The sequence below is a fragment of the Roseospira goensis genome (assembly GCF_014197795.1).
Classification (GTDB): Bacteria; Pseudomonadota; Alphaproteobacteria; order Rhodospirillales; family Rhodospirillaceae; genus Rhodospira; species Rhodospira goensis.
Genome location: NZ_JACIGI010000009.1, coordinates 79,766 through 92,230, shown reverse-complemented (window position 1 = coordinate 92,230; position 12,465 = coordinate 79,766). Strand labels below are relative to the sequence as shown.

Below are 12,465 nucleotides of genomic sequence, written 5' to 3'. Positions count from 1 at the left end.
TCGCAACCTGCCAAATGCGGCTGCCCATCTGATCAGGTGATGGAGGAGATGCCTAAATGTTCAAGAAGGTGATCGTCGCAGTTGCTGCGGCCGGCCTCCTGTCCGCTTGTGCCAACAAGTGGGATGTCGAAGGCGCCCAGACCATGGAGAGCATGGGCTCGCCGTTCCAGGCCGCCCTGCAGAGTGAGTACGCCGAACTGGCCGCCGCCGAGCGCAACGAGGGCGACTGGCCGGACACCGCCTACTTCGTCGCCAAGGCGAAGGCCGCCGCCATGGGCGAGGCCGTCGCCCCCACCACCCTGGACGAGCGCGACCTCCCGGCCAAGTACGTCGACGAGTTGTCGGCCGCCCGCCAGGATCTGATGATGGTCATGGGCCAGGGGGCCGCCGAGGCCAACCCGCCGGTCGCGGCGCGCGCCCAGGCCATGTTCGACTGCTGGATGCAGGAGGCGGAGGAAGATCGTCAGCCCGACGACATCGCCCGCTGCAAGCAGAACTTCGAGATCGCGATGAACGAGCTGAAGACCCCGGCGATGCCGGCGACGCCGTTCACCGTGTTCTTCGATCTCGACTCCGCGCAGCTCGACGCCGAGGCCATGGCCACCCTGGATGAGGTCGCCGCCGAGTACCAGCAGGTCGTGCCGCCGCGCGTCCTGGTCGTCGGCCACACCGACACCAGCGGCCCGAGCGACTACAACGTCGTGCTGTCGCAGCGCCGCGCCGAGAGCGTCTCGCGTGCCCTGGCCGCCCGCGGTATCGCCTCCGAGGTCATGCAGCTCGAGGCCTACGGCGAAGAGCGCCTGATGGTTCCGACTCCGGACGGCACCGTCGAGCGCATGAACCGTCGCGTGGAGGTCATGTTCCAGAACTGATCCCCGTCAGGGTATCGTTCGGGATCCGCAGCAAGCGGAGTGTAACCTGACAGAAGGCGGCGCGCCGGTTCTCCCGGCGCGCCGTTTTCCGTTGCGCGGCCAACCCGCATGGACCTGAAAGGAGACCCGGCCCGATGGCCTACGATCCCAACAACGTGTTCGCCAAGATCCTTCGCGGCGAGATCCCCTGCAATAAGGTCTACGAGGACGAGCACGCGCTCGCCTTCCACGACATCAACCCGCAGACCCCCACGCACATCCTGGTGGTGCCGAAGGGGGCCTACGTGAACTGGACCGACTTCAGCGAGACCGCCAGCGATGCCGAGATCGCCGGGTTTGTGCGGGCCATCGCCACCGTGGCCAAACAGGCGGGCGTCGCCGAGGACGGCTACCGCGTGCTGTCCAACGCCGGCGTGAACGCGAACCAGGAGGTCGCGCACCTGCACGCCCACATCTTCGCCGGCCGCAAGCTCGGCCGCATGGTCCCCAAGGAGTAGGCATGCGGGCGGCTCTGGCGTCGGCACCGCCGGAGCGGGCACGCGCGCGGGCGCGTCACGGCCCGCCGCCGGACCGCCCCGCGGCCCCGGCACCGGGCGTGGCGGCGGCCGATCCGGCGGCCCGGGGCCGGCGCCGCTTGTGCTGCCGGGCCTGCGGCGCCGTGATCGCCCGGCCCGAGGACGCCATCGCCGTCGGCGGGGCGCACAGCCATCACGTCTTCAACCCGGCCGGGATCGTGTTCCACATCGGCTGCTTCCGGGATGCGCCGGGCGTCCGCGCCGTCGGCCCGCGCACCGGGCGCTTCACCTGGTTCCGCGGCTACGACTGGGTGGTCACCGCCTGCGGCACCTGCGCCCGTCACCTGGGCTGGATGTACCACGCCATCGCGGACACCGCGCCGGCCACCTTCCAGGCCCTCGTCCTGGACCGGCTGGTGGAGACCGGCGGCGACGACGGCGGCGATGACGGGGATGATGCCGGGGGGTGATGCCGGGGGCCTCGGCTCCGGTGCGGGCGGGGGCGGGGCCTGACGGCCGCGCCGCCCCCCTCAGCCCAGCAGCGCGTGGACGCGCGCCCGCAGCACCGGCAGCAGCTCGGCCTCGAACCAGGGATTGCGGCGCAGCCAGGCGGTGTTGCGCCAGCTCGGGTGCGGCAGCGGCAGCAGCCCGCCGTCGGCCAGCGGCGCGGCGAAGCCGCGCACCGTCTCGGTCATGGTGGCGGCGCGCCGGCCTCCCAGGTAGCGGGCCTGGGCGTACTGCCCGATCAGCAGCGTCAGCGCCAGATCCGGCAGCCCGGCCAGCAGCGGCGGATGCCAGGTGGGGGCGCACTCGGGGCGCGGCGGGGCGTCGCCGCCGCGCGGCAGCCGCCCCGGGTAGCACAGGCCCATCGGGATGATGGCGATGCGGGCGTCGTCGTAGAAGGTGGCCCGGTCCACCGCCATCCACTGCCGCAGGCGGTCGCCCGAGGCATCGGTCCAGGGCAGGCCGGTGGCATGCACCCGGGTGCCGGGGGCCTGGCCGACGATCAGCAGCCGCGCCGTCGCCCGCGCGCGCAGCACCGGGCGCGGCCCCAAGGGCAGGTGGTCGGCGCACAGGGTGCAGGCGCGCGCCGCCGCGACCGTCGCGTCGAGGTCCGCGGCCACGCGCGCCTAGCCCGGGATGCCCTCGGCCAGCAGTCGGTCCACATAGGCCGGCACCAGGCGGGTCGCCGGCCCCTGTTGCACCTCGCGGAACAACGAGGCGCTGTGGCCGGCCTCCATGTTCAGCTCGACCGTGTGGGCGCGGCCGATCTGCTCGACCTCGGCGACGAACCCGGCGGCCGGGTAGACGGTGCCGCTGGTGCCCACGGCCATGAACAGGGCGCAGCGGTCGAGGGCATCGGCGATGCGCTCCATGCCGAGCGGGATCTCCCCGAACCACACCACGTGCGGGCGCATCCGGCCGGCGGTGCCGCAGGCGAGGCAGGCGTCCGCGGCGCCCAGGTCGCCGTCCCAGGCGTGCACCGCCTCGCAGCTCGTGCACCGCACCTTGCGCAACTCGCCGTGCATGTGCAGCAGGCGGCGCGAGCCGGCGCGCTCGTGCAGGTCGTCGATGTTCTGGGTCACCAGCAGCACCTCGTCGGGCCAGTCCCGCTCCAGGCGCGCCAGGGCCTCGTGGGCGGCGTTCGGGCGGATATCCTGGGCCTGAAGGCCGCGCCGGCGGTCGTTGTAGAACGCCTGCACGCGGTCGGGGTCGCGGGCGAAGCCCTCGGGGGTGGCGACGTCCTCCAGGCTGACCTGGGACCAGATGCCGCCGGCGCAGCGGAAGGTGTCCAGGCCGGATTCCTTGGAGATCCCGGCGCCGGTGAGGACGACGATGGGGCCGGTTCGGGCGGGCATGGCGGCACTCTCTCTCGGGGACGGTCGACACTGCCCCGTGCCTACCACGCGGCGGCCCGGAACGCGAGGGGAGGTCCGGGACGCTGGCCCGGGCGCGTGGACAGGGCGCGGCCGGCCCGCCGATCCCCCTTCGCTGCGCCCTGGGGGGACGGCCCTGGCGCAGCGGCTCAGCGCTGGCTGTCCGCTTCGTCCATCAGGAAGGCCGGGGCGGTCCGCGGACACCGGGGCAGGCCGCGCCACAGGCGGCCCTTCGTGTCGTAGAAACAATGCGCGTCGGCCAGCATGGCGTCCTCCGGCCGCACCCGGGGCGGGCAGTCGGCGCTGCCGGCGAGGATGGTGCCGTCGGCCCCGTACAGGCACAGCATGACCCGCGGTCCCGGCATGGTGTCCGGGTCGGCCGCCCAGCCCGGTGGCCCCGCCGGCAGGGCGAGGGCGGCCAGGGCGAGGGCGGCGAGGGTGAGGGCGCCGGCCGCCGCCCGGGGCGCGCGCCGCCGGCGTGTCATCCGCCGGGTCATCGCGCCACCGCGGTGACCCGGACCCGCGACAGCACCCGGAAGGCCGGCAGCAGGGCTAGGGCGACCGCCATCTTGACGCCGAAGTCGCCGATGCCCCAGCCGATCCAGGGCAGGCCGGTGCCGGCGAACGCCAGGGTGAAGAACAGCGCCGTGTCGAGGGCCGAGCCGACGGTGGACGAGACCAGCGGCGGCAACCACCACACCCGGTCGCGCAGCCGGTCGAACACCGCCACGTCCAGCACCTGGGCGGTCAGGAAGGCGACCCCGGAGGCCAGCGCGATGCGCGGCGAGGCCAGCGCGATCGACAGCACCACGGCGAGCGCGAAGCCCACGTAGACCACGCGCCGCGCCCGCGCCGGGCCGAAGCGGCGGTTGGTCAGGTCGGTGACCAGGAAGGCGACCGGATAGGTCAGGGCGCCCCAGGTCAGCCAGTCGCTGATGGGGTAGCCGACCAGGATGTTCGATGCCACCACCACCACGGCCATGGCGGCCACGGGCAGCAACAGATCCATCCAGGCGGCCCGGGCGTCGCGGTGCGCGGCGCCGGTCGGTCCGGTGTCGGTCATGGCAGGGCCTCTTCCCTCGTCACGGCCTGGGCAAACGGCCTGGGCAACATGACCCGCGGACACATCCCCGCCGCTTCCGCGCTACCGCTGTTCCCTCGGTCCTAGCGAGCCTTTGTGACCGCTTCGTGGCGGTCCCGTCCGGCGGCCGCCCGGCGATCATCGTTGCGGCCGGCCCGCGAGTCGCTGTAGAGTCGCGTGCGTCCATGTCTTGGGTGCCGATTGTGCGGCGCCCCCCAGGTCTTGGTCGCGGGCCGGAGCCCGCCGCGATGCGGGGACCAGACGCCCAAACCGGACGCCCAAACCGGACGCCGCAACCCGACGCCTGCCAGAGGAGCGCCGACGATGGCCGTGGAGACCGTCCGGTCCACCTGTCCCCACGACTGCCCCAGCGTCTGTGCGCTGTCGGTGGAGCGGCCGGCGCCCGACTGCATCGGCCGGGTGCACGGCAGCCGGGCCAATCCATACACCGATGGGGTGATCTGCGCCAAGGTCGCGCGCTACGCCGAGCGCGTACACAACCCGGACCGCCTGACCACGCCCCTGCTGCGCGACGGCCCCAAGGGCTCCGGCCGCTTCCGCCCGATCGGCTGGGACGAGGCGCTGGACCGCGTGGCCGAGGCCTTCGACGCCGCCCGCCGCCGCCATGGTCCGCAGGCGCTGTGGCCGTACCACTATGCCGGCACCATGGGGCTGGTGCAGCGTGACGGCCTGGACCGGATGCGGCACCTGCTCGGAACGTCGCTCCAGGACAGCACCATCTGCATCGCCCTGGCGGATGCCGGCTGGTCGGCCGGGGTCGGCGCCAAGCGGGGCGTGGATCCGCGCGAGATGGCGGAGTCCGACGTCATCGTGCTGTGGGGTCTGAACGCCGTGCACACCCAGGTCAACGTCATGCACTGGGTGGCCAAGGCGCGCAAGGGGCGTGGCGCCCGGCTGGTGGTGGTCGACCCGTACCGCAACGCCACGGCGGAAAAGGCCGACCTGCATCTGATGCTGCGTCCGGGCACCGACGCCGCCCTGGCCTGCGCGGTCATGCACGTGTTGTTCCGCGACGGCTTCGCCGACCGCGCCTATCTGGCGCGCTTCACCGACGACCCGGCCGGCCTGGAGGCCCACCTGGCCGATCGGACGCCGGCCTGGGCGGCGGCGATCACCGGCCTGTCGGTGGCGCAGATCGAGGGCTTCGCGCGCCTCTACGGCGGCACCAAACGGGCCTTCCTGCGGCTCGGCTACGGCTTCACCCGCAGCCGCAACGGGGCGGCCGCCATGCATGCGGTCTCCTGCCTGCCCGCGGTCACCGGCGCCTGGGCGCACCGGGGCGGCGGCGCGCTGTACAGCATGTCCGGCCTGATGCCGGTCGACATGGGCCTGATCACCGCCGCGGACCGCCGCGACCCGGGCCAACGCTGGCTCGATCAGTCCCGCATCGGCGCCGTGCTGACCGGCGACCGCGCCGCCCTGGGCGACGGCCCGCCGGTCCACGCCATGCTGATCCAGAACACCAACCCGATGGTGGTCGCCCCCGACAGCGGAACGGTGGCGCAAGGCTTCGCCCGCGACGATCTGTTCGTCTGCGTGCACGAGCAGATCATGACCGAGACCGCGCGCATGGCCGATGTGGTGCTGCCGGCGACCACCTTCCTGGAGCACGACGACCTCTACAAGGCCGGCGGCCACAGCTTCCTTCAGGTCGGATTGCGGGCCATCGACCCTGTCGGCGAGGCGCGCTGCAATCACGACGTCGTCACCGCCCTGCTGGCGCGGCTGGACGCGCCCGCCCATCCCGCCGCCGCCCTGACGGCGCGGGAGATGGTGGAGGAGACGCTGCGCCGCTCCGGGCTGCCGCCGGCCGAGGAGATCGCGGCCACGGGCGGCCACGACTGCGACGCCGGCTTCGAGGCCCAGCACTTCCTGTCCGGCTTCGGCCATGCCGACGGCCGCTTCCGCTTCCACGCCGCCTGGCAGGGGGCGCAGGCGGCGGTCATGCCCGACCTGCCGGATCAACTCGCCGTCATCGAGGCCGCCGACGCCGACCACCCCTACCGTCTGGTGACTGCGCCGGCGCGCAACTTCCTCAACACCAGCTTCAACGAAACGCCGTCCAGCCGCCGCCAGGAGGGCCGCCCCGAGGTGTTCGTCCATCCCGACGACGCCGACGCGCTCGGGCTGGCGGACGGCGACCTGGCCCGCATCGGCAACGGCCGGGCCAGCGTGGCGCTGCACGTGCGCCGCTTCGCCGGGTTGCATCCCGGCACCCTCGTGGTGGAGAGCCTGTGGCCCAACGCCGCCTTCGTCGAGGGCGTGGGGATCAACGCCCTTGTGGGGTCCGATCCCGGCCCGCCCAACGGCGGCGCGGCCTTCCATGACAGCGCCGTCTGGCTGCGGCCGGCGGCCGCGGCGCGCGCCGGCGGCGATCAGGCGGCGGCCTGAGACGGCCGCCCGCCCCGCGCCCCAGACCGGAGGCCCGAGTGCCATGACCATGATGCCCCCCCTCACGCCCCGCAGCCCGTCCGCCCCCCGCGTGGTCGTCGTGGGCAACGAGAAGGGCGGCTCGGGCAAGTCGACGGTGGCGATGCACCTGCTGATCGGCTTCCTGCGCGCCGGCTTCACGGTCGGCAGCATCGACCTGGACGCCCGCCAGGGCACGCTCAGCACCTATGTCCGCAACCGCGAGTCCTACGCCAGTCGGTTCGAGTTGCCGCTGCCGATGCCGACGCACCAGTCGATCCAGCTTTCGGGGTTCGAGAGCGGCGACCGCAACCGGCTCGACGATGCGGTGGAAGCCCTGCTGGCGGAATGCGATCTGGTGCTGATCGACACCCCCGGCGCCGACAACCACCTGTCGCGGGCCGGTCACGCCTGGGCCGACATCCTGGTCACGCCGCTCAACGACAGCTTCATCGACCTGGACGTGCTGGCCAAGGTGGACCCGGCCTCGATGCGCATTCTGCGGCCCAGCCACTACAGCGAGATGGTGTGGGACATCAAGAAGCAGCGCGGCCTGCGCGACGGGGGCTCGATCCACTGGGTGGTGCTGCGCAACCGGCTGTCCCAGCTCGACGCCCGCAACAAGCGCGACATGGAGGGGCTGCTGCGCGACCTCGCCCGGCGCATCGGCTTCCAGCTCATCGAGGGCCTGTGCGAGCGCGTGATCTACCGCGAAATGTACCTGAAGGGCCTGACCCTGCTCGACCTGCGCGACAAGGGGACGGACATCACCCTGTCCATGTCGCACATCGCGGCGCGCCAGGAGCTGCGCCGGCTGCTGGACGCGCTGGGCGTGCCGCAGCACGCCAACCCGCTGGCCGAGGCGGCAGCGGAGTAGGGGCGGGGGTTCCGGCGGGGCCTCCCCTTTCCTGGGGCTGCCAAAGGCCCCATCTTCTCGGGGGCGCACGCTTCTCGGGGGCGCACAGGGGACCTTGCGGCCAGGGACTGGCAGGGAAATAGGGTGAGCGGGTGACGTCGCAACGACGCCAGCGGAACAAGAGCACCGCGCCGACGCCGACGGAGGCGTCCGGGCACGGCGAGACCACCGACGTCGACGCCTTCCTGGCGCGCGCCCGCACAGCGCCGGCCGCCGCCGAGGCGCCAGAGGCGGCCGTGGACGCCTTTCTGGAGCGTGTGCGGTCGACGCCGCGCAGCGGGCGCGGCCGCCTGATCTTCGCCATGGACGCCACCGCCAGCCGCCAGCCCACCTGGGACCTGGCGATGGAGACGCAGGCGGCTATGTTCGCGACCGCGACCGGCATCGGCGACCTCGCGGTGCAGCTCGTGTTCTACCGCGGGATCGGCGAATGCAAGGCCGGCCCCTTCGTCACCCGCCCCGACGACATGATCCGCCGTATGACGTCCGTCGGCTGCCGCGCCGGCCGGACGCAGATCGCGCGCGTGTTGCGGCACGCCCTGTCGGTGCACGAGACGGCGCCGGTCAGCGCGCTGGTGTTCATCGGCGACTGCGTCGAGGAGGAGCCGGACGGTCTCTATGGCCTTGCCGGCGAGATGGGCTTGCGCAAGCTGCCGGCCTTCATCTTCCACGAGGGCCACGAGCCCCAGGCCGAGCGGGTGCTGACCCATGTGGCGCGGCTGTCGGGCGGCGCCTGTTGCAAGTTCGACGCCCGCGGACCCGACGAGTTGCGCCGCCTGCTGGGGGCGGTGGCGGTGTACGCCGCCGGCGGGCGGGTCGCGCTGGAGGACCACGCCCGCAAGGCGGGCGGGGCGGTGCTGCGGCTGACCCATCAGATGGGGGGCGACCCGGGGACGGGCGCGGGCGGGGACGGGGACCGCTGATCCATGCTGCCGCTGCTCATCCTGGGTGTGATCGTCGCCCTCGGGCTTGTGCTCGTGCTGCGCTGGGCGGTGGCGGTCGAGCCGCGCCAGTTGCTGCGGGTGCTGGTGTGGACCCTGGGCGGCCTGCTGACGATCGGGGTCCTGTTCCTCGCCGTGACCGGACGCCTGAACTGGGCGCTGGTGGGCCTGGCCGCGCTGCTGCCCTGGATCGCCCGCGTCCTGCGCTTCGTCTCCTGGGGGCGCGGGCTGGCCCGGCTGCTGGCGTCTCTCGGATTTTCCGGCGGTGCCGGCGCGGCGCGCGGGTTCGGCGGTCTGGGCGGCGGTCCCGATCCCGATCCGGGCGACCGCTCGGAAGTCACCACCCGGTTCTTTCGCATGACGCTGTCGCACGCCAGCGGCGCCATGACCGGCGAGGTGCGCGAGGGTCCCTACGAGGGCCGCGCGCTCGACGACCTGAGCCGGACCGAGGCGCTGTCGCTGTGGCAGCAGGTGCAGGCCGACCCGGAAAGCGCCCGGGTGTTCGACGCCTGGCTGGACCGGGTGCATCCCGACTGGCGCGAGGCCGCCGAGGCGGGGGGCGAGGCCGGCGCGGGCGGGGGCGCGAACGCGGGCGGGACGGGCGGCGGTCCGATGACCCGGGCCGAGGCCCTGGCCGTGCTCGGCCTGGAGGAGGGCGCCAGCCCGGCCGACATCAAGGCGGCCCACCGCCGCCTGATCGTGCTGCTGCACCCGGACCGGGGGGGGACGCCCTATCTGGCGGCCCGTCTCAACCAGGCACGCGACGTCCTGCTGGGAAGCCACGCACGGTAGCGCCGTCTTGCGCTGCACCATGGGCCGTGGCACAACGCGCGCGTCCGCGCCGCCGGACAGGCCGGCCGACGCGGGCGCCGAGGACGGCGCAGGATCCCTCTGTCTCACGGCGCGTGTCAGAGGGATGACGAGCCGTCCTGACTCCGCCCTGGGGAGGGAGAGACCAACCATGAGCAAACCCGTCCGTAAGGCCATCTTCCCGGTCGCCGGCCTGGGCACCCGGTTCCTGCCGGCGACCAAGACGATGGCCAAGGAAATGCTGCCGGTAGTCGACAAGCCGCTGATCCAGTACGCGGTGGAGGAGGCCGCGGCCGCCGGCATCGAGTACTTCATCTTCGTCACGGGGCGCGGCAAGCACGTCCTGGTCGACCATTTCGACCATGCCTTCGAACTCGAACAGCTTCTGGACTCGCGCGGCAAGACCGATGCGCTGGCCGACCTGCAGGCCGCCATTCCCGAGGCCGGCCGGGTCATCTCCACCCGCCAGCACAACCCGCTCGGCCTGGGCCACGCGGTGTGGTGCGCGCGCGCCTTCATCGGCGACGACGAACCGTTCGCGGTCATCCTGCCCGACGATCTGATCATGGCGGAAACCCCGGCCATCGGCCAGCTCATGGCCGCGCACGCCGAGGTCGGCGGCAACGTGGTGGCGGCCATCGACGTGCCGCGCGATCAGACCAACAAGTACGGCATCCTCAAGGTGGCCGACGACGACGGCCGCCTTGCCCGCGCCGACGGTCTGGTGGAGAAACCGCAGCCCGAGGACGCGCCGTCGACGCTGTCGATCATCGGCCGCTACGTGCTGGACGCCCGCGTGATGCAGCGCCTGGGCCGCATCGGGGAGGGCTCGGGCGGCGAGATCCAGCTCACCGACGGCATGGCGGCCACCCTCGACGACGGCGTGCCGTTCCATGGGCTGCGCTTCGAGGGCACCCGCTTCGACTGCGGCGACAAGGTGGGGTTCCTGCAGGCCAACCTCGCCTTCGCGTTGCAGCGGCCGGACATGCGCGACGCGGTGGCCGGGTTCGTCCGGGACATGGCGGCGGGTCTCTGAGCGGGGGCGCACGATCCGGTTTCTCGGTCCCACGCTCCGGCGTGGGACCGCGCGGTGGCCCGGCGCCCACGCAGGAGCGTGGGCGCGAGACTCCCCACCTTTCTCGGTCCCACGCTTCGGCGGGGGACCGCGTGACGCCCGGTCGCCCACGCAGGAGCGTGGGCGGGAGATCCTGTCAGGTCGCCCACGCCGGAGCGGGGGCGGGAGACTCCCCACCTTTCTCGGTCCCACGCTCCGGCGTGGGACCGCGTGACGTCCAGGCGCCCACGCAGGAGCGTGGGCGCGAGATCCTGTCAGGTCGCCCACGCAGGAGCGTGTGCGCGAGATCCTGTCAGGTCGCCCACGCGGGAACGTGGGCGGGAGAATCTTTTAGGTTGCCCACGCGGGAACGGGGGCGGGAGATTCTTGCAGGCGGCCCACGCAGGAGCGGGGGCGGGCGGGTCTTGCCGGTCGAGGAGAGGGCGGGCCGCAGGACCGCCATCATCGGATTGACGCTGGCCTGCCGGTCGGCTTCCCTGTAGAGCGTCGACGAAGGGCGACCGGCGGCTCGGGTCCGGCGCCCGAAGCTTACCCGCGGCGAAGGGGGACCCGTCCGTCATGCGCATTTCGATGATCGGCACCGGCTACGTCGGTCTGGTGTCCGGCACCTGCTTCTCCGAATTCGGCGTCGACGTCATCTGTGTCGACAAGGATGCCGCCAAGATCGAGCGCCTGCGGCAGGGCGAGATCCCGATCTACGAGCCCGGCCTGGAGGCCCTGGTGAGCAGCAACGTGGCCGCCGGGCGGCTGTCGTTCACCACCGACCTGGCCGACGCGGTGGCGCAGTCCCAGGCGGTGTTCATCGCCGTCGGCACCCCGAGCCGGCGCGGCGACGGCCACGCCGATCTGTCCTTTGTCTACGCCGCGGCGCGCGAGATCGCCCGCGCCATGACCGGCTATACCGTGGTGGTGACCAAGTCCACGGTGCCGGTCGGCACCGGCCGCGCGGTGGCGCGCATCATCCGCGAGGAACGGCCCGACGCCGACTTCGACGTGGTCTCGAACCCCGAGTTCCTGCGCGAGGGCTCGGCCATTCAGGACTTCATGCGCCCCGACCGGGTGGTGATCGGCACCGACAGCCCGCGCGCCCAGGCGGTGATGCGCCAGCTCTATCGCGTGCTGTACCTGATCGAGACGCCGATCCTGTTCACCACGCTGGAAAGCTCGGAGATGATCAAGTACGCGGCCAACACCTTCCTGGCCACCAAGATCACCTTCATCAACGAGATCGCCGACCTGTGCGAGCACACCGGCGCCGACGTGCACGACGTCGCCCGCGGCATCGGCCTCGACGGCCGCATCGGCCGCAAGTTCCTGCACCCCGGGCCGGGCTACGGCGGCTCGTGCTTTCCCAAGGACACCCTGGCCCTGGTCACCACGGCGCAGGAGGCCGGCAGCCCGCTGCGTATCGTCGAGACCGTGGTCGACATCAACGCCAGGCGCAAGCGCGCCATGGCCGATCGCATCATCGCCGCCTGCGACGGCACGGTAGCCGACAAGACCGTCGCCATCCTGGGGCTGACCTTCAAGCCCAACACCGACGACATGCGCGACGCCCCCAGCCTGGACATCGTGCCCGCTCTGGTCGAGGCCGGGGCGACCGTGCGCGCCTTCGATCCCGAGGGCATGGGCGAGGCGCGCCCGCTGCTGCCGGACATCACCTACTGCGACGACGCCTACGACGCCATGACCGGTGCCGACGCGGTGGTCATCCTGACCGAGTGGAACGAGTTCCGCGCCCTCAACATCGCGCGCATGAAGGAGGCTCTGGCCGCCCCCGTCATGATCGACCTGCGCAACGTCTACACCCCGGCGGACATGGTGGCGGCCGGCTTCCGCTACGTCAGCGTCGGCCGCCCCACCCCGGCCCCGGACGCCGAGGCGGTGGCGGCGGTGCATGCCACGTCGCCGTCGCCCGTGATCTGAGCCCCTCACGTCCGCTCTCCGG

13 protein-coding genes are annotated in these 12,465 nt (G+C 72.7%); 9 read left to right on the top strand and 4 right to left on the bottom strand.

From position 1 onward, the window contains the following. Window positions 1–56 precede the first annotated feature (56 nt). From GGD88_RS07275 to GGD88_RS07265, 3 genes are all read left to right on the top strand, one after another. On the top strand, window positions 57–872 hold the full coding sequence (locus GGD88_RS07275; RefSeq protein WP_184433491.1) for an OmpA family protein: 816 nt from the start codon (window positions 57–59) through the stop codon (window positions 870–872). A 134-nt stretch (window positions 873–1,006) separates the two neighbouring features. Then, on the top strand, window positions 1,007–1,369 hold the full coding sequence (locus GGD88_RS07270) for a histidine triad nucleotide-binding protein (protein WP_184433488.1): 363 nt from the start codon (window positions 1,007–1,009) through the stop codon (window positions 1,367–1,369). 2 nt (window positions 1,370–1,371) lie between these two features. Next, window positions 1,372–1,857 (top strand): cereblon family protein, encoded by a 486-nt coding sequence (locus GGD88_RS07265; protein WP_184433485.1) that lies wholly within the window; start codon window positions 1,372–1,374, stop codon window positions 1,855–1,857. A gap of 60 nt (window positions 1,858–1,917) precedes the next feature. Here GGD88_RS07265 and GGD88_RS07260 read toward each other — a convergent pair whose 3' ends face one another. The 4 genes from GGD88_RS07260 to GGD88_RS07245 all read right to left on the bottom strand — a co-directional run bounded on the left by GGD88_RS07260 (window position 1,918) and on the right by GGD88_RS07245 (window position 4,327). Continuing rightward, a complete protein-coding gene (locus GGD88_RS07260; RefSeq protein WP_184433482.1) occupies window positions 1,918–2,511 on the bottom strand; it encodes a uracil-DNA glycosylase family protein in 594 nt (197 codons plus the stop codon). Between the two features lie 6 nt (window positions 2,512–2,517). Then, a complete protein-coding gene (gene cobB / locus GGD88_RS07255; RefSeq protein ID WP_184433479.1) occupies window positions 2,518–3,246 on the bottom strand; it encodes a Sir2 family NAD+-dependent deacetylase in 729 nt (242 codons plus the stop codon). Between the two features lie 167 nt (window positions 3,247–3,413). Beyond that, window positions 3,414–3,749: a hypothetical protein gene (locus tag GGD88_RS07250; RefSeq protein WP_184433476.1), complete on the bottom strand. Its 336-nt coding sequence runs from the start codon at window positions 3,747–3,749 to the stop codon at window positions 3,414–3,416. Between the two features lie 8 nt (window positions 3,750–3,757). After that, complete coding sequence (locus tag GGD88_RS07245; protein WP_184433473.1) at window positions 3,758–4,327, bottom strand: queuosine precursor transporter; 570 nt, start codon at window positions 4,325–4,327, stop codon at window positions 3,758–3,760. Window positions 4,328–4,669: 342 nt separating this feature from the next. On the opposite strand from GGD88_RS07245, the gene GGD88_RS07240 reads away from it, so the two are divergent. From GGD88_RS07240 to GGD88_RS07215, 6 genes are all read left to right on the top strand, one after another. Beyond that, window positions 4,670–6,757, top strand: a complete 2,088-nt coding sequence (locus GGD88_RS07240) for a molybdopterin oxidoreductase family protein (protein WP_184433470.1) — start codon at window positions 4,670–4,672, stop codon at window positions 6,755–6,757. 43 nt (window positions 6,758–6,800) lie between these two features. Further along, window positions 6,801–7,652, top strand: coding sequence for a division plane positioning ATPase MipZ (locus tag GGD88_RS07235; protein WP_281392864.1), 852 nt, complete (start codon window positions 6,801–6,803; stop codon window positions 7,650–7,652). A 131-nt stretch (window positions 7,653–7,783) separates the two neighbouring features. Continuing rightward, complete coding sequence (locus tag GGD88_RS07230; RefSeq protein WP_343056303.1) at window positions 7,784–8,614, top strand: VWA domain-containing protein; 831 nt, start codon at window positions 7,784–7,786, stop codon at window positions 8,612–8,614. 3 nt (window positions 8,615–8,617) lie between these two features. Next, a complete protein-coding gene (locus GGD88_RS07225; RefSeq protein ID WP_184433466.1) occupies window positions 8,618–9,424 on the top strand; it encodes a J domain-containing protein in 807 nt (268 codons plus the stop codon). Window positions 9,425–9,593: 169 nt separating this feature from the next. Continuing rightward, the gene (locus tag GGD88_RS07220) at window positions 9,594–10,478 is read left to right on the top strand and encodes a UTP--glucose-1-phosphate uridylyltransferase (RefSeq protein ID WP_184433463.1); all 885 of its coding nucleotides are present in this window, start codon (window positions 9,594–9,596) and stop codon (window positions 10,476–10,478) included. A gap of 597 nt (window positions 10,479–11,075) precedes the next feature. Next, window positions 11,076–12,443, top strand: a complete 1,368-nt coding sequence (locus GGD88_RS07215; protein ID WP_184433461.1) for a UDP-glucose dehydrogenase family protein — start codon at window positions 11,076–11,078, stop codon at window positions 12,441–12,443. Window positions 12,444–12,465 lie beyond the last annotated feature (22 nt).

Excerpts from the sequence above, each read along its gene's own strand:
- GGD88_RS07275 (WP_184433491.1), top strand. The coding sequence starts at position 57 with ATGTTCAAGAAGGTGATCGTCGCAGTTGCTGCGGCCGGCCTCCTGTCC.
- GGD88_RS07270 (WP_184433488.1), top strand. The coding sequence starts at position 1,007 with ATGGCCTACGATCCCAACAACGTGTTCGCCAAGATCCTTCGCGGCGAG.
- GGD88_RS07265 (WP_184433485.1), top strand. The coding sequence starts at position 1,372 with ATGCGGGCGGCTCTGGCGTCGGCACCGCCGGAGCGGGCACGCGCGCGG.
- cobB (WP_184433479.1), bottom strand. The coding sequence starts at position 3,246 with ATGCCCGCCCGAACCGGCCCCATCGTCGTCCTCACCGGCGCCGGGATC.
- GGD88_RS07250 (WP_184433476.1), bottom strand. The coding sequence starts at position 3,749 with ATGACACGCCGGCGGCGCGCGCCCCGGGCGGCGGCCGGCGCCCTCACC.
- GGD88_RS07245 (WP_184433473.1), bottom strand. The coding sequence starts at position 4,327 with ATGACCGACACCGGACCGACCGGCGCCGCGCACCGCGACGCCCGGGCC.
- GGD88_RS07240 (WP_184433470.1), top strand. The coding sequence starts at position 4,670 with ATGGCCGTGGAGACCGTCCGGTCCACCTGTCCCCACGACTGCCCCAGC.
- GGD88_RS07235 (WP_281392864.1), top strand. The coding sequence starts at position 6,801 with ATGACCATGATGCCCCCCCTCACGCCCCGCAGCCCGTCCGCCCCCCGC.
- GGD88_RS07225 (WP_184433466.1), top strand. The coding sequence starts at position 8,618 with ATGCTGCCGCTGCTCATCCTGGGTGTGATCGTCGCCCTCGGGCTTGTG.
- GGD88_RS07220 (WP_184433463.1), top strand. The coding sequence starts at position 9,594 with ATGAGCAAACCCGTCCGTAAGGCCATCTTCCCGGTCGCCGGCCTGGGC.
- GGD88_RS07215 (WP_184433461.1), top strand. The coding sequence starts at position 11,076 with ATGCGCATTTCGATGATCGGCACCGGCTACGTCGGTCTGGTGTCCGGC.